Annotated in this window: 21 protein-coding genes and 1 pseudogene; 9 read left to right on the top strand and 13 right to left on the bottom strand. The window is 65.5% G+C overall.

The annotated features are described in order from the left end of the window. Window positions 1-178: 178 nt before the first annotated feature. A complete protein-coding gene (locus JEY66_RS03835; RefSeq protein WP_370176414.1) occupies window positions 179-1,453 on the top strand; it encodes an HlyD family secretion protein in 1,275 nt (424 codons plus the stop codon). Then, entirely contained in the window at window positions 1,453-3,051 is a 1,599-nt protein-coding gene (locus JEY66_RS03830) for a DHA2 family efflux MFS transporter permease subunit (protein WP_018269057.1), read from the top strand. The genes JEY66_RS03835 and JEY66_RS03830 overlap by 1 nt, the downstream gene beginning before the upstream one ends. Window positions 3,052-3,105: 54 nt before the next feature. Here the strand turns inward: JEY66_RS03830 and JEY66_RS03825 are convergent, their stop codons facing one another. From JEY66_RS03825 to coxB, 9 genes are all read right to left on the bottom strand, one after another. Further along, a complete protein-coding gene (locus JEY66_RS03825; RefSeq protein ID WP_016847082.1) occupies window positions 3,106-3,657 on the bottom strand; it encodes a GrpB family protein in 552 nt (183 codons plus the stop codon). Between the two features lie 61 nt (window positions 3,658-3,718). Beyond that, on the bottom strand, window positions 3,719-4,489 hold the full coding sequence (locus JEY66_RS03820) for an SURF1 family protein (protein WP_018269058.1): 771 nt from the start codon (window positions 4,487-4,489) through the stop codon (window positions 3,719-3,721). After that, on the bottom strand, window positions 4,486-4,872 hold the full coding sequence (locus JEY66_RS03815) for a DUF983 domain-containing protein (protein ID WP_026191934.1): 387 nt from the start codon (window positions 4,870-4,872) through the stop codon (window positions 4,486-4,488). Before JEY66_RS03815 ends, JEY66_RS03820 begins: the two co-directional genes overlap by 4 nt. Window positions 4,873-4,936: 64 nt before the next feature. Beyond that, entirely contained in the window at window positions 4,937-5,833 is an 897-nt protein-coding gene (locus tag JEY66_RS03810; protein ID WP_016847085.1) for a cytochrome c oxidase subunit 3, read from the bottom strand. A 107-nt stretch (window positions 5,834-5,940) separates the two neighbouring features. Beyond that, complete coding sequence (locus JEY66_RS03805) at window positions 5,941-6,570, bottom strand: cytochrome c oxidase assembly protein (RefSeq protein ID WP_016847086.1); 630 nt, start codon at window positions 6,568-6,570, stop codon at window positions 5,941-5,943. A gap of 5 nt (window positions 6,571-6,575) precedes the next feature. Continuing rightward, window positions 6,576-6,740, bottom strand: coding sequence for a hypothetical protein (locus JEY66_RS03800; RefSeq protein WP_018269059.1), 165 nt, complete (start codon window positions 6,738-6,740; stop codon window positions 6,576-6,578). A gap of 36 nt (window positions 6,741-6,776) precedes the next feature. Then, window positions 6,777-7,715 carry a heme o synthase gene (locus JEY66_RS03795; protein WP_018269060.1) on the bottom strand — a complete coding sequence of 313 codons (939 nt, stop codon included), beginning with the start codon at window positions 7,713-7,715 and terminating at the stop codon, window positions 6,777-6,779. Window positions 7,716-7,778: 63 nt separating this feature from the next. Beyond that, a complete protein-coding gene (ctaD, locus tag JEY66_RS03790) occupies window positions 7,779-9,395 on the bottom strand; it encodes a cytochrome c oxidase subunit I (protein WP_018269061.1) in 1,617 nt (538 codons plus the stop codon). Window positions 9,396-9,476: 81 nt separating this feature from the next. Then, window positions 9,477-10,316 carry a cytochrome c oxidase subunit II gene (gene coxB / locus JEY66_RS03785; protein WP_026191935.1) on the bottom strand — a complete coding sequence of 280 codons (840 nt, stop codon included), beginning with the start codon at window positions 10,314-10,316 and terminating at the stop codon, window positions 9,477-9,479. 282 nt (window positions 10,317-10,598) lie between these two features. On the opposite strand from coxB, the gene JEY66_RS03780 reads away from it, so the two are divergent. Together JEY66_RS03780 and JEY66_RS03775 are read left to right on the top strand one after the other, a co-directional pair. Next, window positions 10,599-10,889, top strand: a complete 291-nt coding sequence (locus JEY66_RS03780; RefSeq protein ID WP_026191936.1) for a hypothetical protein — start codon at window positions 10,599-10,601, stop codon at window positions 10,887-10,889. Between the two features lie 12 nt (window positions 10,890-10,901). Further along, window positions 10,902-11,450 (top strand): invasion associated locus B family protein, encoded by a 549-nt coding sequence (locus JEY66_RS03775; RefSeq protein ID WP_016847093.1) that lies wholly within the window; start codon window positions 10,902-10,904, stop codon window positions 11,448-11,450. A 73-nt stretch (window positions 11,451-11,523) separates the two neighbouring features. Here JEY66_RS03775 and JEY66_RS03770 read toward each other — a convergent pair whose 3' ends face one another. The 3 genes from JEY66_RS03770 to JEY66_RS03760 are packed head-to-tail and all read right to left on the bottom strand — an operon-like array spanning window position 11,524 to window position 13,077. Next, window positions 11,524-12,120 (bottom strand): TlpA family protein disulfide reductase, encoded by a 597-nt coding sequence (locus JEY66_RS03770; RefSeq protein ID WP_240536795.1) that lies wholly within the window; start codon window positions 12,118-12,120, stop codon window positions 11,524-11,526. A 35-nt stretch (window positions 12,121-12,155) separates the two neighbouring features. After that, window positions 12,156-12,674, bottom strand: coding sequence for a DsrE family protein (locus tag JEY66_RS03765; protein ID WP_016847095.1), 519 nt, complete (start codon window positions 12,672-12,674; stop codon window positions 12,156-12,158). Window positions 12,675-12,684: 10 nt separating this feature from the next. Beyond that, window positions 12,685-13,077: a DoxX family protein gene (locus JEY66_RS03760; protein WP_016847096.1), complete on the bottom strand. Its 393-nt coding sequence runs from the start codon at window positions 13,075-13,077 to the stop codon at window positions 12,685-12,687. A 134-nt stretch (window positions 13,078-13,211) separates the two neighbouring features. Between JEY66_RS03760 and JEY66_RS03755 the strand changes: the two genes are divergently transcribed. The 5 genes and pseudogenes from JEY66_RS03755 to JEY66_RS03735 all read left to right on the top strand — a co-directional run bounded on the left by JEY66_RS03755 (window position 13,212) and on the right by JEY66_RS03735 (window position 17,152). After that, a complete protein-coding gene (locus JEY66_RS03755) occupies window positions 13,212-13,667 on the top strand; it encodes a winged helix-turn-helix transcriptional regulator (RefSeq protein ID WP_018269064.1) in 456 nt (151 codons plus the stop codon). Window positions 13,668-13,938: 271 nt separating this feature from the next. After that, window positions 13,939-15,363: a metalloprotease TldD gene (tldD, locus tag JEY66_RS03750; RefSeq protein ID WP_016847098.1), complete on the top strand. Its 1,425-nt coding sequence runs from the start codon at window positions 13,939-13,941 to the stop codon at window positions 15,361-15,363. After that, window positions 15,363-16,133 carry a signal peptidase I gene (gene lepB / locus JEY66_RS03745; protein ID WP_016847099.1) on the top strand — a complete coding sequence of 257 codons (771 nt, stop codon included), beginning with the start codon at window positions 15,363-15,365 and terminating at the stop codon, window positions 16,131-16,133. Before tldD ends, lepB begins: the two co-directional genes overlap by 1 nt. Before the next feature lie 109 nt (window positions 16,134-16,242). Next, the gene (locus tag JEY66_RS03740) at window positions 16,243-16,590 is read left to right on the top strand and encodes an MmcQ/YjbR family DNA-binding protein (RefSeq protein ID WP_016847100.1); all 348 of its coding nucleotides are present in this window, start codon (window positions 16,243-16,245) and stop codon (window positions 16,588-16,590) included. Continuing rightward, window positions 16,587-17,152: pseudogene (locus JEY66_RS03735) on the top strand (nucleotidyltransferase family protein). The gene JEY66_RS03740 and the pseudogene JEY66_RS03735 overlap by 4 nt, the downstream one beginning before the upstream one ends. A gap of 106 nt (window positions 17,153-17,258) precedes the next feature. On the opposite strand, the gene JEY66_RS03730 reads toward JEY66_RS03735, so the two are convergent. Then, the gene (locus JEY66_RS03730; RefSeq protein ID WP_026191937.1) at window positions 17,259-17,816 is read right to left on the bottom strand and encodes a PAN domain-containing protein; all 558 of its coding nucleotides are present in this window, start codon (window positions 17,814-17,816) and stop codon (window positions 17,259-17,261) included. Window positions 17,817-17,932: the final 116 nt, after the last annotated feature.

Below are 17,932 nucleotides of genomic sequence, written 5' to 3'. Positions count from 1 at the left end.
TCAGGCCGGCAATATCGACCAATATAGCCCTATCACATCTAGTTGTAAATAGAACGATACAGTTCCGTTCTTATTGACGCTGCGCCGCAGCGGGACTATTTGTCGCGTAGAATGGAACGGTACCGTTCCCTTTTGCGAAGGCCCTGCGGACCTCGCTCGTCAGCCAGGAGCAGCCATCATGTTCGAAGACACTGTTTTGGAGCGCGACCAACCGGGCATCGAGGGCGCCCCTTCGGCGCCGGCCTCGCATGAGCCCCATGTCACATCGGAGCGGCCGGAGATCACGACACGGGCTCCGGCGCAGGAGCACCCCGCGGGCAAGCAGCCCGCCCCGCCGGCAGCCGTCCCGCCCGAGGTCACCGGCACGGCGCCGAAGCGCGGCTTCCTGCGCCGCCGTCCGGTCATCTCCGCGATCGGCGCCGTGCTGCTCACGGCGGCAATCGGCGGCGGCTATCTCTACATGGACTACAGCGGGCATTTCGAATCCACCGACGACGCCTTCATCGCCGCGCGGCAGTCCGCGCTCGCGCCGAAGATCTCCGGCTACATCACCGCCGTCCCGGTCACCGACAACCAGCATGTCGCGGCCGGAGACGTGATCGCCCAGCTCGACGACCGCGACTATCGCGTCGCGCTGGCGCAGGCCGAGGCGCAGGTCGCAGCCGCCCGCGCCAGCATCGAGAATGTCGATGCGCAGCTCGACGTGCAGCAGGCGCAAATATCGGCCAACCAGGCCCAGGTCGACCAGGCGCAGGCGGCGCTGGTGTTCGCCCAGCAGCAGGCGACGCGCTACCAGCATCTGGAGCAATCCGGCTACGGCACGGTGCAGAATTCCGAGCAGTTCACCTCGCAGCTGCATCAGCAGCAGGCTGCGCTGCTGAGCGCGCAGGCGACGCTCAACCTCGCACAGCGCCAGGTCGAGTCGCTGAAGGCGCAGCGCAAGAGCGCGGTCGCCAACCTCGCCCAGGCCGAGGCGCAGCGCGACCAGGCCAAGCTCAATCTGTCCTATACGACGGTCACCGCCGCGCAGCCGGGCCGCGTCGTCAACCTGTCGGCCGCGGTCGGCCAGTTCGCGCAGGCCGGCACCAATCTCACGATGTTCGTGCCCGACCAGACCTGGGTCACCGCGAACTTCAAGGAGATCCAGCTCAACAAGATGCGGCCGGGCGAGAAGGTGACGATGAAGATCGACGCTTATCCCGGACGCACCATCCAGGGCCATGTCGAGAGCGTGCAGCCGGGCTCCGGCACCGCGTTCTCGCTGCTGCCGGCGCAGAACGCCACCGGCAACTACGTCAAGATCGTGCAGCGCGTGCCGGTGAAGATCGTGATGGACAACCCGCCGGCCGACGTCGCGCTCGGCCCTGGCATGTCCGTCGTCCCGACGGTGCGGATCGATGCCACGCCGTCCCTCGTCGAGCGCCTTGAGAAGTCGAGCTTCGGGAGGCTGTGATGAGTGCCGCCGCGATCGATGCCAAAGGCATCCCGGCTCCGAGCGTCACCGTCAATCCCTGGCTGATCGCCATCGTGGTTGCGCTCGCGAGCTTCATGGAGGTGCTCGACACCACCATTGCCAATGTGGCACTGCCCTATATCGCCGGCGGCATGGGCGTGAGCGAGGATGAATCCTCCTGGGTGGTCACCACCTATCTGGTGTCCAACGCCATCATCCTGACCGCCTCCGGCTTTCTCGCCCGCACGCTCGGGCGCAAGACCTTCTTCCTGATCTGCCTCGGCATCTTCACCGTCAGCTCGATCCTGTGCGGCTTCGCCCCCAATCTGAACGCGCTGCTGCTGTTCCGTATCCTGCAGGGTCTCGGCGGCGGCGGCATGGTGCCGGTTGCGCAATCTATTCTCGCCGACGCCTTCCCGCCGGCCAAGCGCGGGCAGGCGTTCGCGGTGTTCGGCATTGCCGTCGTGGTGGCGCCGGTGGTCGGGCCGACGCTCGGCGGCTGGCTGTCCGACAACCTCTCCTGGCACTGGTGCTTCCTGATCAACGCACCGGTCGGCGTGTTCGCGATCGCGCTGATCGCGGCCGTGCTGCAGGAGCCCGCGACCGCGAAAGCCAGGGGTGCGCAGCCCCAGGGCAACAGGTTCGACTTCATCGGCTTCGCGCTGGTCGCGACCTTCCTCGGCGCGCTCGAGGTGGTGCTCGACCGCGGCCTCGAGGACGACTGGTTCGCATCGCCCTTCATCATCACCTTTGCAGTGATCTGCGCTACGGCGTTCGTGCTGATGATCCCGTGGGAGATGACCCGGCGCAATCCGATGATCGACCTGCGCATGGTCGCAACCCGGCAGTTCGGCGCCTGCTTCCTGGTGATGCTGGCGACCGGCGCCATCCTGCTCGCGACCACGCAATTCTTGCCGCAGCTGGTGCAGCAGGATTTCGGCTACACCGCGACCTGGGCCGGCCTCGTGCTCTCGCCCGGCGGCGTCGTCACCATGATGATGATGTTCGCGGTCGGCCGGCTCGCCGCCCGGGTGCAGCCGAAATACCTGATCGTTGCCGGCGCGCTGGTGATCGCCGCCTCGATGTACAGCATGACCAACGTCTATGCCGATCTCGGGTTCTGGTTCATGGCGCGCTCGCGCATGCTGATCGGCGTCGGCCTGCCGCTGATCTTCGTGCCGATCATGGCGGCGTCCTATGACGGCATTCCGCCCGACAAGACCGACCAGGCCTCCGCGCTGATCAACGCGGCGCGCAACACCGGCGGCTCGATCGGCGTCTCGATCGTGTCCAACGTGCTGACGCATCGCCAGCAATTCCACCAGAGCCGGCTGGTCGAGCAAGTGACGCCCTCCAGCCCGCAATACCAGGACACGCTGCACCAGATCACCGACTTCTTCGTCGCCCAGGGCAGTTCGCTGGCGCAGGCACATCAACAGGCGATCCAGTGGATCGGCCAGCAGGTGCAAACCCAGGCTTCGTTCCTGTCCTACATGGACGCGTTCTGGGTGCTGATGCTGATCGCGCTGTCGGCGATCCCGCTGGCGCTGACCTTGCGCAAGGTCAAGCTCGGCGGCCCCGCCCCCATGGGTCATTGATCCCGGCGCGGACATGCATGAGCTACGGCGGAATGCAGGCGTGGCGAAGCCGCGCTATCGACCGGACGGGTCCGCGCGCCACGCGCGGGCCTTCACGGTCGTCTCCTCGACGAAGCGAGTTTTGCCGTTGCGATAGGCCGCGATGTCCTCTCTTGAGGAGGCAGCAAGGGCCTGCTTGATATCCGCGTAGGCGCGGGCCGCCTCGGGGTGCGCGCGAAGATAGTCGCGAAACACCAGCAGCGTTTCCCAGCGCGGATTGGATGGCTCCATCACATGCAGATGATGGGTCCACGGGCCCGGAGGGCCCTTGCGGAAGAACAACTCGCCAGGCAGCCACGCCGCGTATTCTGGTATGTAGGTGTAGCCGAGCGCCTCAATCGACTTGATGCAGCGTTCCCGTGCCTCCGCGAGGCTGGGGACACCGACCATCAGGTCGATGATCGGCTTCGACGGCAAGCCCGGAACCGCGGTGCTTCCGACATGCTCGATGGCCAGGACCAACGAGCCGAGCGCATGCTCGATCCTCGCGCGCTCCGTCTCGAACATGGCCGGCCAGTGGGGGTCATAGTCCAGGACAACGATTGGCCCGGCGCCGTATTTCTCCATGGCACACCCTGATTTGCTCGCCGCGAAGTCCCCTTCGCGGGCCAATCAAACCATGATGAGGCTAGGTTCGACCAGAGGCGCGCCGCCGATGGCCGCGCCACCACAGGCCGAAGGCGATCGTGACCGCGGCGGCCAGCGAGAACCAGGTGATGGCGTATTGCATGTGGTCGTCCTTGAGCCGCACCTTGAGCGGTCCGGGCTTCGGCGTGCCGCTGTCGGGCACCGGCGCCTCGAGATCGATGTAGAACGGCGCGACCTGGCCCCAGCCGAGCGCTTGCGCCATTGCGCGATGATCGCGCACGAACCACAGCCGCTTCGGTGGATCTTCCTTCGGCGTCAGCCGGCCCGGCGGCTCGGGAAAGCGGATATAGCCCGTCAGCTCAACCGGCGCGCCGGTGACGAGGCGGCCGACCACGCGATCCTCGAAGGCGCGATCCTGCATCGTGTTCTGGACAAAGCCGGTGTTGATCACGACGGTCTCGCCGCTCGCGAGCTTCGCCGGCAGCAAGGCCCAGGTGCCGGGACCCGCAATGTCGTCGCGCACCGCGGAGCCGGAGCTGAACACCATCGCGTCGGGCTGCTTCGCATAGGTCGCGGTCAGCGTGACGCGGCGGAACTCATCCTTGGCGGAGGTCAGCGTCGGCCATGCCGACGGCGGCGGTAGCGCCTCGGTCGGGGCGGCCAGCCGCGCGTCGAGTGCCGCGATCAGCGCATGCTTCTCGACCCGGCGCTGCAATTGCCAGAAGCCGAGGGCGATAAACACCGCGATCAGGATCAACGTGAAAATGCCGAAGCCGGCCGCGCTCGGCCGGCGCGTCGTCACATCATTCATTTCGGGTCGCGCTCGATCAATTGGCCTTCGGCGGCCTTGTGGTGGAATTGCAGCGCGATCAGAAGTGCCTTCATCGATCGTAGCGGCAGGATCGTGGTGACCAGGATCAACGGCAGCCACAGCGCAGCATGCACCCAGAACGGCGGCTGGTACTTCACCTCGACGATCAGCGCCGCCGCGACCACGATGGCGCCCGCCAGCATGATGACGAAGATCGCCGGCCCGTCGCCGGAATCGATGAAGGCGAAGTCGAGGCCGCAGGCCTGGCAGCGCGGCGCCAGCGTCAGGAAGCCGGAATAGAGCTTACCCTTGCCGCAGCGCGGGCAGCGGCAGGCGATGCCGCGCAGTGCACTCTCGGTCACAGTCGGGGGGGTATCGGTCATCTGTTCTCTTCAAAAGCAAAGGGGCGGCCATTCGGCCGCCCCCTCTTAGCACGTCGGCCGGCAATTAGTGTGCGCCGTGGGCCATCGTCTCGGCGCCGTGGCCCCAGACGTAGATGCAGATGAACAGGAACAGCCAGACCACGTCGACGAAGTGCCAGTACCAGGCGGCAAACTCGAAGCCGAGGTGCTGCTTCGGCGTGAAGTGGCCGGCATAGGCGCGGATCAGGCAGACCAGCAGGAAGATGGTGCCGACCAGCACGTGGAAACCGTGGAACCCGGTCGCCATGAAGAAGGTCGCGCCATAGACGTTGCCGCCGAACGAGAACGTCGCATGGGCGTACTCATAGGCCTGCACGCAGGTGAAGAGGGCGCCGAGGATCACGGTGAGGATCAGGCCCTGCTTGAGGCCCTGACGGTCGTTCTCGAGCAGCGCATGGTGCGCCCAGGTGACGGTGGTGCCCGAGGTCAGGAGCAGCAGCGTGTTGAGCAGCGGCAGATGCCAGGGATCGAAGGTCTCGATGCCCTTCGGCGGCCAGGTGCCGGGCACCGAGCAGGCGCCCATCGCCGTGCCGGCGCCGCAGCCGAACACCGCATCGCGCGTGGCGTGCACCGCGTCAGCCGGGAACAGCGCCGAGTTGAAGAAGGCCCAGAACCAGGCGACGAAGAACATCACCTCGGAGGCGATGAACAGGATCATGCCGTAGCGGTGGCTGATCTGCACCACGCGGGTGTGGTCGCCCTTGTACTGGGCTTCCCTGATCACGTCGCCCCACCAGCTCGCCATGGTGTAGAGCACGCCGATGGTGCCGACGCCGAACACGATCGGGGCCGCGGAGAACATGTGGTGCATCCAGCCGATCGCGCCGAACGCCATGATGAAGGCCGAGAACGAGCCGACCACCGGCCACGGGCTCGGGTCGACGAGATGATAGTCGTGATGCTTGACTTGCGCCTCAGCCATTGCCGTCTCTCCATTCGCGTGCCGCAAGGCACGTCTTAAATCTCAAATTCCAATCTCTACAGCATGATCTTCTCGGAAAATCGGTCTCCACTTTTCCGGATCATGCTCTAGCCGCCCTTGCGCTGCTCCGCCTCGCCGGCCGCCACGGGCTTCGGCGTGGCGTCGCGCACGGGGAAGAAGGTGTAGGACAAAGTGATCGTCTTCAGCGTATCGTTCTCGCTGTCCCTGGCCAGCGCCGGATCGACATAGAACACCACGGCCATCTCGCGCTTTTCGCCCGGCGCCATGGTCTGTTCGGTGAAGCAGAAGCAGTTGATCTTCTGGAAATAGGCGCCGACCGTCAGCGGCGCGACATTGTAGGACGCCTGGCCGGTCGTGGTGCGCGCCGACTGGTTGGTGACGGTGTAGTAGACCGTGACCACCTGGCCGATCTTGACGTCGATCGTGTTCTGCTCCGGCTCGAACTTCCAGGGCAGGCCCGGCGCGACGTTGGAATCGAAGCTGACCGCGATGGTGCGATCGAGCGGCGCATCCGAAGGCACCGAGGTCGCGACCTGGGTGGTGCCGTTGAAGCCGGTGGTGCGGCAGAACCAGTTGTAGAACGGCACGGCCGCGTAGGACGCGCCGACCATCAGCACCACGACGAAGCCGCAGATCGAGGCAACCACGGCGTCGCGCGTCAGCGTGCGGCGCGTGACCTTGGCGGCCTCACCCTGCTGCGGTCCCTGGTTCGCCATCTCACTCACAGCGGCCGCACCAGCACGGCCGGCCCCTTGACGAGGGTGACGGCGAAGAACAGTACGACCAGGATGCCGAGCGCGAGCGCGATAGCGATCGAGCGCTGGCGGCGGCTCCTGAGCTGCGCCTCGGTGAGGACGATTCCTTCTGGTTCGCGTTTCTCGTCCATTGATATCCCATGCGCCCCCATCTCGCCCCCGGCTCCCTATCCGATGAAGACAGGCGCAATGGCGCGGACCACGACCTCGGCGAGCAGGACGGCAAACAGCGCGAACAGATAGAGGATCGAGAAGGCGAACAGCCGGCGCGTGGCGCGGTTGGCAGCCGTGCCCTCGCGGCGGCGATAGACCTCGATGGCGAGCCCCAGCATGCCGGCGCCAAGCACCAGCGAGGTGACGCCGTAGATCGCGTCGAAATAGCCGAGCGGCCACGGCGCCAGCGCGATCGCGACCAGCACGATGGTGTAGAGCAGGATCTGCAGCCGGGTCGCGTCGGGTCCGGCGACGACCGGCAGCATCGGGATGCCGGCGCGCGCATAATCGTCGCTGCGGAACAGCGCCAGCGCCCAGAAATGCGGCGGGGTCCAGAAGAAGATGATCAGGAACAGCAGGATCGGCTCGACAGACAGCGATCCGGTCGCGGCGGCCCACGCCACCACCGGCGGCAAGGCACCGGCGGCGCCGCCGATCACGATGTTCTGCGCGGTCCAGCGCTTCAGCCACATCGTGTAGATCACGGCATAGAAGAAGATGGTGAAGGCAAGCAGCGCGCCCGCCACCCAGTTGACCAAAATGCCGAGCGTCATCACCGAGAAGAAGGCGAGCGTGATGCCGAACGCGGCCGCCTCGGTCTGCGTGATGCGGCCGCGCGGGATCGGCCGGTTGGCGGTGCGCGTCATCAGTGCGTCGACGTCGCCCTCATAGGCCATGTTGAGCGCGCCGGAAGCGCCGGCGCCGACCGCGATGCACAGGATCGAGGTGAATGCCAGCACCGGATGCACGTGCACCGGCGCAATCATCAGCCCGACCAGCGCGGTGAAGATCACCAGCGACATCACGCGCGGCTTCAACAGCGCGATGTAGTCGCCCACTTCGGCCTCGGAGATCCGGGGCAGCTCGATGGCGTTGTGATCGACAACCGACAAGATCAGGTCTCGCTTCTCTCAAAAGGCGCGGCGCACCCTTAAGTGCGCCGCGTTGTCGTGGACTTACTGCACGCGGGGCAGCACTTCGAACTGGTGGAACGGCGGCGGCGAGGTCAGCGTCCACTCCAGCGTGGTCGCACCGGCGCCCCACGGATTGTTCGCGGCCTGCTCCTTGCGGACGAAGGCATCGATCACGCCGTAGATGAAGATCAGGACGCCGATGCCCGAGATGTAGGAGCCCCAGGACGAGATCAGGTTCCAGCCGGCGAACGCATCCGGATAGTCGACATAGCGGCGCGGCATGCCCGACAGGCCGAGGAAGTGCTGCGGGAAGAACACCAGGTTGACGCCGACGAAGGTGAACCAGAAGTGCAGCTTGGCGATGCGCTCCGAGTACATGTAGCCGAACATCTTCGGGAACCAGTAGTACCAGCCGGCGAAGATGCCGAACACGGCGCCGAGCGACAGCACGTAGTGGAAGTGCGCCACCACGTAATAGGTGTCCTGCAGCACGCGGTCGACGCCGGCATTCGCCAGCACGACGCCGGTGACGCCGCCGACGGTGAACAGGAAGATGAAGCCGATCGCCCAGATCATCGGCGCCTTGAACTCGATCGAGCCGCCCCACATCGTGGCGATCCACGAGAAGATCTTCACGCCGGTCGGCACCGCGATCACCATCGTGGCGGCGACGAAATAGGCCTGCGTCGCCGAGGACATGCCGACGGTGTACATGTGGTGCGCCCACACCACGAAGCCGATGCCGCCGATCGCGACCATGGCGTAGGCCATGCCGAGATAGCCGAACACGGGCTTGCGCGAGAAGGTGGAGACGATCTGGCTGATCATGCCGAAGGCGGGCAGGATCAGGATGTACACTTCGGGGTGACCGAAGAACCAGAACAGATGCTGGAACAGCACCGGGTCGCCGCCGCCGTCGGCCGCAAAGAAGGTGGTGCCGAAATTGCGGTCGGTCAGCAGCATGGTGATCGCACCGGCGAGCACCGGCAGCGACAGCAGCAGCAGGAACACGGTGACCAGGATCGACCACACGAACAGCGGCATCTTGTGCAGGGTCATGCCCGGCGCGCGCATGTTGAAGATCGTGGTGATGAAGTTGATGGCGCCGAGGATCGACGAGGCACCCGCGAGATGGAGCGAGAGAATCGCGAAATCGACCGCCGGTCCCGGATGGCCCGAGGTCGACAGCGGCGCGTACATGGTCCAGCCCGCGCCGACGCCGTTGGCGCCCGGCTCACCCTCGACGAAGGTGGACATCACCAGCAGCGCGAACGAGGCCGGCAGCAGCCAGAACGAGATGTTGTTCATGCGCGGGAACGCCATGTCCGGCGCGCCGATCATCAGCGGCACCATCCAGTTGCCGAAGCCGCCGATCATCGCCGGCATGACCATGAAGAAGATCATGATCAGGCCGTGCGAGGTCACGAACACGTTATAGGTGTGCGTCTCGTGGAATATCTGGACGCCCGGATACATCAACTCGGCACGGATCGCGATCGACATCGCCGCGCCGATGATGCCCGCGATCACCGCAAAGACCAGGTACATCGTACCGATGTCCTTGTGGTTCGTGGAGTAGAGATAACGCCGCCATCCGGTCGGATGGTGGGCGTGATCATCATGGGCGTGATCGTCGTGTGTCGCTGCGCCTGTCGCCATGTTCAAAATCCTGCCTTGCAGTCCCTCTTGGACCTTGCGGTCCCGTCGCCCTTATTCCATCCGCGCCGTAAGCCGTGAGGCTTACTGCGCCGCCTGACCAGCCGAGGCGTAGGAATTCGCCGGGTTGGTCGCAAACTTCTTCTTCGCGCCTTCAACCCAGGTCGCGAATTCCTGGTCGCTGACGACCCGCACCGCGATCGGCATGAAGGCATGGTCCTTGCCGCACAGTTCCGAGCACTGGCCGTAGAACACGCCGGTCTTGGTGGCCTTGAACCAGCTCTCGTTGAGGCGGCCGGGGATCGAATCGATCTTCACGCCGAAGGCCGGCACCGCGAAGGAGTGGATCACGTCGGCGCCGGTGGTCTGGATCCGCACCACCTTGTTGACCGGGACCACCATCTCGTTGTCGACGCCGAGCAGGCGCGGCTGCTTGTCCTTGTCGAGCAGCGAGTCGAACTCGAACTTGCCGTTATCCGGGTAGGCGTAGGACCAGTACCACTGCTTGCCGGTGACCTTCACCGTGAGGTCCGGCTTCGGCACGTCGAGCTCCAGGAACAGCAAGCGGAACGACGGCACCGCGATGCCGACCAGAATCAGCACCGGGATCAGCGTCCAGGCCACCTCGATCAGGGTGTTGTGGGTGGTCCTGGAGGGGACCGGGTTGGCCCTGGCGTTGAACTTCACCACCACGATGATGAGCAGCGCGAGCACGAACAGCGTGATCAGGGTGATCAGCACCAGCAGGAAATTATGAAACCAGATGATGTTTTCCATCACCGGAGTCACGCCTTCCTGCAGCGTGTGCTCCCACGGCGCCGGCTGCCCCATTTCGGCGAAGGCCGATCCCGCGGCGACAGACGCCACACCCGCCACCGCCAACCCCAGCAATTGCCTGCCCAACCGGCCAATCGACATCTTCATGCCGCTCGCGCTCCCTTGCATTATTCCCCAAAGCACCCCCGGCATGTGGCCGAAAATGCAGCACGATCCGCCCTGACAAACGGCCTTCCGGACATACCCGTCTCTGAGTCAAGGTGGGTACGGGAGCCAGATCGCTAGAACGCGTCGAAATCCAGCCTCTCAAACCATAATTCTCCGGCGCTCGCAATGCAGTAGTGGGGCCGAAAGCCATGCGCCTGCGATGAAGCTGCCGCTTGCGATTTTTCCCGCAAAATCAAGCGAAAGCACTTGGACCAATTGTCCATGCCGCTTGACAGGGGGATTACCGGATGTACCCACAGGCGGGGTACCCTACAGAAACCTGATTCGCTGCGGGCTGCCGCAATCCGGCGCGAGAATGGCTTCAAGATCGCCTTCAAGGCGCCGTCATTGCGGTATCAGTCGACGCCTGAGCATGATCCGGAGAAGTGGAGACTGGTCTTCCGAAAGATCATGCTCAAACAAGAAGATGAGATCATGATTCGCTTCCGGGAAGCGCATCATGGCGCGCGTGCTGCCGGCGGCCGGACGGCCGGACCGACCGAACATCTATAAGGATCGACCCGGATGGGCGCTTCGAACATTCGTTTGACGATGGCCAGCCGGCTCGGCGGCCTCGCAATTCTGGCCCTTTGCCTTGGCCTTTCTCTTCTCCTTTCCCTTGGCCTGACCCAGCCGGCGAACGCGCAAGGCGCGGTGCGCTCGGTTCACGGCGACTGGCAGATCCGCTGCGACACCCCGCCCGGCGCCCAGGCCGAGCAATGCGCACTGATCCAGAGCGTGGTAGCAGAAGACCGCTCCAATGCCGGCCTGACCGTGATCGTGCTGAAGACCGCCGACCAGAAGAGCCGCCTGATGCGCGTGGTCGCCCCGCTCGGCGTGCTGCTGCCCTCCGGCCTCGGCCTGAAACTCGACAATCAGGACGTCGGCCGCGCCGGTTTCGTCCGCTGCCTGCCCAATGGCTGCGTCGCCGAGGTGGTGATGGACGACAAGCTGCTCGGCCAGCTCAAGAACGCCAAGACCGCGACCTTCATCATCTTCGAGACCCCGGAAGAAGGGATCGGCTTTCCGCTCAGCCTGAATGGCCTGTCGGAGGGGTATGACAAATTGCCCTAGGGGTTAAGGCTGGCGTCGCAAATACAGAGGCCGTAGCCCGAATTTCGCTTCGCTTCATCCGGGCTACGCCATCTCAGCGGACGCCCGCATAGTAGTCGAACAACCCGCCCGCCTCCGCGGACAGCCAGTCCGCCTCTCCCGTCATGTAACCTTCGACCTGGCCGGTGACGCCGATCAAAAATGAGATCGGCATGCCGTAGAGCGCGAACGGCGTGTCGACCTCGGCGGCGTCGACGCGCGAGACGAGACCGCCCGGATCGAAGCCGATCGCAAGGTGGCGCAGCTTGAGCTGCTTGACGTAGGGCGCGACCAGCGCGCGATTGCGATCGGTGCTAACAGCGACGACCACGAGATCGCTGCGGCCGCTGGCCGCAAGGCGATCAAGCATCGGCAACTCGGTCCGGCACGCCGCGCACCAGGTGGCCCAGAAGTTGACCAGCACCAGCTTGCCTTTAAGCGCGGTGAGATCGAGCGCGCCGCCGGCAAGCGCCGGAATCGCGACCGGCGGCACCGGGCGGGCGCCTTCGACCTGCGTGAACTGGTGCCGGATGGAGCCGAAGTGCGGCGGTCCCGACGCTGCGCGCACTCCGGCGGGCATTGTGAGCGAGGCGCCGACGCCGATCATGCCGGCGACGACGGCGCGGCGCGTCGGTGCGTGAGCTGACGTCATGACAAGTTCTCCGCTTGGCTTGATGGCCATATCGCTCAGGACCGGATGTAGGACCAGCCGGCTTCCTGCAATTCGATGATGCGCCCGGGCCCGTTCGGCACCAGGTCGACATTGTCGAGCAGGACGAGCGGATGTCCCTCGGCGCGCTCCATGCCGAGCTTGGTGGCTTCGCAGACCACGAAGCGGATGTCGGGCGTGAGCCCCCGCACCACCCGGAGCAGGTCCTTCACCGGCGAGGTATCGGCCCGCAGCATGTGGACGCCGGCATTGTAGGCGACGACCTCGATCTCGAACGGCTCGTTGCGCTCCCGATAATATTTCGGGAGGTTGAGCGCGGTCGAGATCAGCGCCCGCATCGTGGTCGGGTCGTCGCTGTTGATCGGCAGCACCAGACGGTGCATGCGCGGCTCCGGCTTGCTGGACTCAGGTTTCTTGGGCTCGGGTTTCGAGACCGCCGCGACCGAACCGGTGAGCAGCATTGTCGCGGCGAACGGCACCGCGAAGGCCAGCACCATACCGGTCACGACTGCCAGCTTGCAGCGAGAGACGCGCATCGCGCTCACCTCACGGCGCGCTCGAAAGCAGGGCGAACTGGCTGCGCTTGGCGTAGGCGACGATCGCGCTCAATGTCAGCAGCACGAGGGCGGGCACCGGCGAACCGCCGATCACGAACAGATGGCTGATGGTGGCACCGACCATGATGCAGCTGAGCAGCACGCCGCCGAACGCTGCGACCGGGGGCAGCAGGATCAGGATGGCGCCGAGCAGCTCCAGCGATCCGGTGAAATAGCGGAACCACTGGCCGAGCCCGATATGCTCGAATTCCTCGACCAGCATTGGCACGCCGTAGAGCTTGGCGGCGCCAGCGGCGGCAAAGGCCAAAGCGAGCAGCCCCCTGACGACCCAGAGGCTGACGGACTTCCAGCGCGACGGCGCCGCGGCAACTGCAACTGACATTGATGACTCCCGAGTTGTTCGTAAGGCCGGACCGCGCGGCCACCCGACCGATCGGCGGCTGGCCCGCGGCTTTCGGTGGTCTAAATTCGGGAGTAAGATGAAAAGAACAAGTAGGATGCTTTTTGTGAGGTAGTATGAAAAAACTGACCATTGAGCCTGCCGAGCCTCCGGCGGCGTCCGAGCCGTGCAACGGCGACCTGTCGGCGCAATTTCATCGCGCGCTGTCGGTGCTGGCCGGGAAATGGAAGGGCGACATCCTGTGGCAATTGGTCGAGCGCAAGCGGCGGTTCGGCGAGCTGCGCCAGTCGATCCCCGGCGTGACCCAGCACATGCTGACCACGCAGCTGCGCGATCTCGAAGCCAACGGCCTCGTCAAGCGCACGGTCTATCCCGAGGTGCCGCCACGGGTTGAGTACGAGATGACGCCGTCGGCCAAGGCGCTCAAGCCGGTGTTCGACGAACTGTACCGCTGGGCGCAGGAGCATGGCTTTCCGACCTCGGCGCAGGGCACCGCGCAGCCGAAGCCGCAATCGGGCGATATAGCCGAGCGCGAAGGCCGGCCGCGGAAGGCGGATCGGCGCTCAAGGTGATGACGACAAGGTGAGGACACCGACGGGGCACTGTGATCGACCGCATGGTCGCAGGCACTCCCGGTTTGCCACCCCAACCACTATCTTCGATGATCGCCGTCCGGGCCTGAACCGGGACCGGTACAGGTTTCCGGGTTGTAAGATGAGTTTTCCCCTCGTCTCTGCTTCAATCCCCCGAAATCCCTGCTGCGGGTTCCCCACTGGCAATCAGTTGCGCTTCAGGCAAGGATGACCAGGAATCGCCAAGCAATCGCATTGCGTCGGAGTGACCATGACCAATCCCGCCACCACCTCCCTGCTCGACCGCGCCAATCTGGACCGCGATGCCGTCCGCCGCGAGGTGGCGCGCGGACTTGAAGGCGCCGACGACGGCGAACTGTTCCTGGAGTTCGGGCAGACCGAGGCGCTGGTGTTTGACAATGGCCGGCTGAAGCAGGCAACCTATGACACCTCGCAGGGCTTCGGCCTGCGCGCGGTCAAGGACGACGCGGTCGGCTATGCACATTCCTCCGACGTCTCGATCCCGGCGCTGATCCGCGCCGCCGATGCGGTCGCGGCCGTGCGCGGCGGCTATGCCGGCACTTTCGCCGCGGCGCCGGCCCACACCAACATCAAGCTCTATGGCGACGAGAACCCGCTGGATGGCCCCGCGTTCGAGGCAAAAGTAAAACTGCTCGGCGAGATCGACGCCTATGTCAGGGACAAGGACCCGCGCGTGCGGCAGGTTTCCGCCAGCCTCACCGCGACCTGGCAGGTGGTCGAGATCCTGCGGCCCGACGGCGAGAGCTATCGCGACATCCGCCCGCTGGTGCGCGTCAACATCTCCGTGGTCGCCGGCCAGGGCGACCGGCAGGAAAGCGGCAGCAAGGGCTATGGCGGCCGCGAGGGCTATGCGCGCTTCATCGAGACCAAGGCCTGGCGCGACGCCGCCGACGGCGCGCTGCGCGAGGCGCTGGTCAATCTCGAATCGGTGCCGGCGCCCGCCGGCGAGATGGACGTGGTGCTCGGCGCCGGTTGGCCCGGCGTGATGCTGCATGAGGCCGTCGGCCATGGGCTCGAGGGCGATTTCAACCGCAAGCAGACCTCCGCCTTTGCCGGCCTGATGGGCCAGCAGGTCGCGGCCAAGGGCGTCACCGTGGTCGACGACGGCACCATGGCCTCGCGCCGCGGCTCGCTCTCGATCGACGACGAGGGCACGCCGACCAACCGCACCGTGCTGATCGAGGACGGCATTCTGGTCGGCTACATGCAGGACCGCCAGAACGCCCGGCTGATGGGCATGAAGCCGACCGGCAACGGCCGTCGGCAGAGCTATGCCCATGTGCCGATGCCGCGCATGACCAACACCTACATGCTGTCGGGCGACCGCGACCCGGCCGAGATCATCGCCTCGGTGAAGAACGGCATGTACGCCGCCAATTTCGGCGGCGGCCAGGTCGACATCACTTCGGGCAAATACGTGTTCCAGTGCACCGAGGCCTACAAGATCGAGAACGGCAAGCTCGGCGCGCCGGTGAAGGGCGCGATGCTGATCGGCAACGGACCGACCGATCTCCACAGGATCACCATGATCGGCAACGATCTTGCGCTGGATACGGGAATCGGCACCTGCGGCAAGAACGGCCAGGGCGTGCCGGTCGGCGTCGGCCAGCCGACGCTCAGGATGGAACGGATTACGGTCGGAGGAACGGGCTAGTGAGCAGCGGAAACGAAGTCGTGACGGCCAAGCCGACCAGCTGGCGCGGACAGGCCGTGCAACTGGCCGCGATCGTGGCCGTCGTGTTCCTCGCCAAGGGCGCGATCGCCGAGCCGTTCTACGTGCCGTCGGGATCGATGGAGCCGACGCTGCTGATCGGCGACGCGCTGGTCGCCTCGAAATATCCGTATGGCTACGGCGCGGCTTCGCTGCCGATCCAGATCACGCTGCCGGAAACCGGCCGCGTGTTCGGCGAGACGCCGAAGCGCGGCGACGTCGTGGTGTTCCGCTGGCCGGGCGACCGCTCGCAGGCCTGGGTCAAGCGCGTGGTCGGGCTGCCCGGCGACCGCATCCAGATGCGGCAGGGTCAGCTCTTCATCAACGATCATGCGGCGACGCTGAAGCCCGACGGCACCGGCTTCGCCGAAGACGATCGCGGCGGCGGCGAGGAGGCGTATCGCTATATCGAGACGCTGCCGAACGGCGTCAACCACGCGATCTTCAAGATCCGCGACAACGGCCGGCTCGACAACACCCAAGAGGTGACGGTGCCGCCCGGCAAACTGTTCGTGCTCGGCGACAACCGGGACAATTCCGCCGACAGCCGCGTGCCTGTGCGCGACGGCGGCGTCGGCCTGTTGCCGATCGACAATCTGATCGGCCGCGCCGACGCCGTGGTCGGCTCCTGGGACCTCGGCATCCGCAGCCAGCCGGTCTGGACCTGGCTCTCAGGCTTCCGCCTCGCGCGCTTCTTCACCTCGGTCCAGTAGACGCATAGCGCGTAGCCCGGATGAGCGCAGCGACATCCGGGGCATGTGTCGAGGCCGTCCCGGATATCGCTGCGCTCATCCGGGCTACATTCCCCGCGAGAGGTCAGTCGTGACCTTCGACGACATCAGACACATCGCGCTGGCGTGGCCGGAGGTCGAGGACGGTTCTTCCTACGGCACGCCGGCGCTGAAGGTGCGCAACAAGATGCTGGTGCGGCTCAAGGAGGACGGCGACAGTCTGGTGATGCCGGGCGTACCGCCGGATGAGCGCGACATGCTAGTCGAGCATCAGCCCAAGGTGTTCTACTTCACCGATCACTACCGCGACTACCCGACGGTCCTGATCCGCCTGTCGAAGGCCAAGCGCGCCGCCGTCGAGCCCTTGCTGCGCCGGCGCTGGCGCACGCTGGCATCGAGGAAGGCGGTCCGGGACACCGACGCGACCGCCTCGTCGTGACGCAGGACGAATTCCTCACGGCCGCGCTGCGCAACCCGGCCAATCAAGCCGTCGCTGACGAGCTGTACCGCTTTGCGCTGCCCGATGCATGGCTGGTCGCCGGCTGCCTGGTGCAGACCGTGTGGAACGTGCTGACCGCCGGCCGCTCGATTACGGCATCAGCGACCACGACATCTTCTATTTCGATCCGGATACCTCATGGGAGGCCGAGGACGCGGTGATCCGCGAGCTCAAGGCACGGCTTGGACATCTGGGTGTCGCGATCGAGGTACGCAACCAGGCCCGCGTCCATCTCTGGTATCCCGAAAAGCACGGCCTGCCCTACCCGGCGCTGTCGCGTTCGACCGACGGCATCGACCGCTTCCTCACCGAAAACACGCAGATCGGCATCCGCCGCACCACGCGCGGCTACGACGTCTATGCGCCGAACGGCTTCGATGATGTCGCCGGCATGATCGTGCGGCCGAACCGGACCCCCAATTTTTCGCCGGCGAACTATGCGACGAAGGCTGAGCGGTGGAAGGCGCTGTGGCCGGAGCTCACGGTGCTGGCGGCGGAGTAGCCTGTCGTCGCTTCGTAGCCCGGATGAAGCGCAGCGAAATCCGGGACTGGTCCATCCGCGGTGAGCGCGGCCCCGGATTGCGCTTCACTCCATCCGGGCTACGGAGTCACCGCACCACGCCCGACGTGAACCCCGCCTTGCGGCGCGGCGGCTTGATCTCTTTTTTCAGGAAGCAATGCGCGTCACGGCCGGCATAGCCGGGGCGGGCGTAGGTCCAGGCGCGGCACTTGTTGTCAGCGGTGCAGGCGGCCTGGCAGGCCTCGTCGCCGCCGTCGCTGCCCTTCAACTCGAAATTCTTGTAGTCGCCGCCGAGGCGGTCGATCGAGGTTTCGATGGCGCCGTTGCGCGGTTCGACCACGCCTGCGCCGCGCACCCCGGAGACGCAGCAGACGTTCTGCACCCGTGGCGGCACGGTGCTCTTCAGCCAGCACACCGCGCCGTTGTTGGCGTCGGTCGGATAGTTGAAGCTCCAGGCGCGGCAGCGGCGGTCGCGCTCGCAGGTCAGCGCGCAATCGGCCGGATCGCCCGTCGTCACCGGCGCGTTCAGATAGTCGCCGCCGGGACGGTCGAAATTGGTCTGCGCCAATGCCGGGCGCGCGACGACAGCGGCCGCAAGGACCGCAAACATCACCACACACGCCCTAAAGTGGCGGCCTATCCCCATGAGATTGCTTTCAAATTCGCGCAGTCCCGCGCGTTTAGCGGGGCGTCATTTGAACGCCATGAACCTGTACGGCGGATGAACGGCGGGTGCGACACCACCGCCGTTCACGCGCGTTT

It is taken from the genome of Bradyrhizobium elkanii USDA 76, assembly GCF_023278185.1.
GTDB classification, from domain to species: Bacteria; Pseudomonadota; Alphaproteobacteria; order Rhizobiales; family Xanthobacteraceae; genus Bradyrhizobium; species Bradyrhizobium elkanii.
Note: the sequence above shows the minus strand (reverse complement) of the source record. Positions and strands in the feature narration are given on the sequence as shown.

Coding starts and splice junctions, on each gene's coding strand:
- JEY66_RS03835 (WP_370176414.1), top strand. CDS start 179: ATGTTCGAAGACACTGTTTTGGAGCGCGACCAACCGGGCATCGAGGGC.
- JEY66_RS03830 (WP_018269057.1), top strand. CDS start 1,453: ATGAGTGCCGCCGCGATCGATGCCAAAGGCATCCCGGCTCCGAGCGTC.
- JEY66_RS03825 (WP_016847082.1), bottom strand. CDS start 3,657: ATGGAGAAATACGGCGCCGGGCCAATCGTTGTCCTGGACTATGACCCC.
- JEY66_RS03820 (WP_018269058.1), bottom strand. CDS start 4,489: ATGAATGATGTGACGACGCGCCGGCCGAGCGCGGCCGGCTTCGGCATT.
- JEY66_RS03815 (WP_026191934.1), bottom strand. CDS start 4,872: ATGACCGATACCCCCCCGACTGTGACCGAGAGTGCACTGCGCGGCATC.
- JEY66_RS03810 (WP_016847085.1), bottom strand. CDS start 5,833: ATGGCTGAGGCGCAAGTCAAGCATCACGACTATCATCTCGTCGACCCG.
- JEY66_RS03805 (WP_016847086.1), bottom strand. CDS start 6,570: ATGGCGAACCAGGGACCGCAGCAGGGTGAGGCCGCCAAGGTCACGCGC.
- JEY66_RS03800 (WP_018269059.1), bottom strand. CDS start 6,740: ATGGACGAGAAACGCGAACCAGAAGGAATCGTCCTCACCGAGGCGCAG.
- ctaD (WP_018269061.1), bottom strand. CDS start 9,395: ATGGCGACAGGCGCAGCGACACACGACGATCACGCCCATGATGATCAC.
- coxB (WP_026191935.1), bottom strand. CDS start 10,316: ATGAAGATGTCGATTGGCCGGTTGGGCAGGCAATTGCTGGGGTTGGCG.
- JEY66_RS03780 (WP_026191936.1), top strand. CDS start 10,599: ATGCCGCTTGACAGGGGGATTACCGGATGTACCCACAGGCGGGGTACC.
- JEY66_RS03775 (WP_016847093.1), top strand. CDS start 10,902: ATGGGCGCTTCGAACATTCGTTTGACGATGGCCAGCCGGCTCGGCGGC.
- JEY66_RS03770 (WP_240536795.1), bottom strand. CDS start 12,120: ATGACGTCAGCTCACGCACCGACGCGCCGCGCCGTCGTCGCCGGCATG.
- JEY66_RS03765 (WP_016847095.1), bottom strand. CDS start 12,674: ATGCGCGTCTCTCGCTGCAAGCTGGCAGTCGTGACCGGTATGGTGCTG.
- JEY66_RS03760 (WP_016847096.1), bottom strand. CDS start 13,077: ATGTCAGTTGCAGTTGCCGCGGCGCCGTCGCGCTGGAAGTCCGTCAGC.
- JEY66_RS03755 (WP_018269064.1), top strand. CDS start 13,212: ATGAAAAAACTGACCATTGAGCCTGCCGAGCCTCCGGCGGCGTCCGAG.
- tldD (WP_016847098.1), top strand. CDS start 13,939: ATGACCAATCCCGCCACCACCTCCCTGCTCGACCGCGCCAATCTGGAC.
- JEY66_RS03730 (WP_026191937.1), bottom strand. CDS start 17,816: ATGGGGATAGGCCGCCACTTTAGGGCGTGTGTGGTGATGTTTGCGGTC.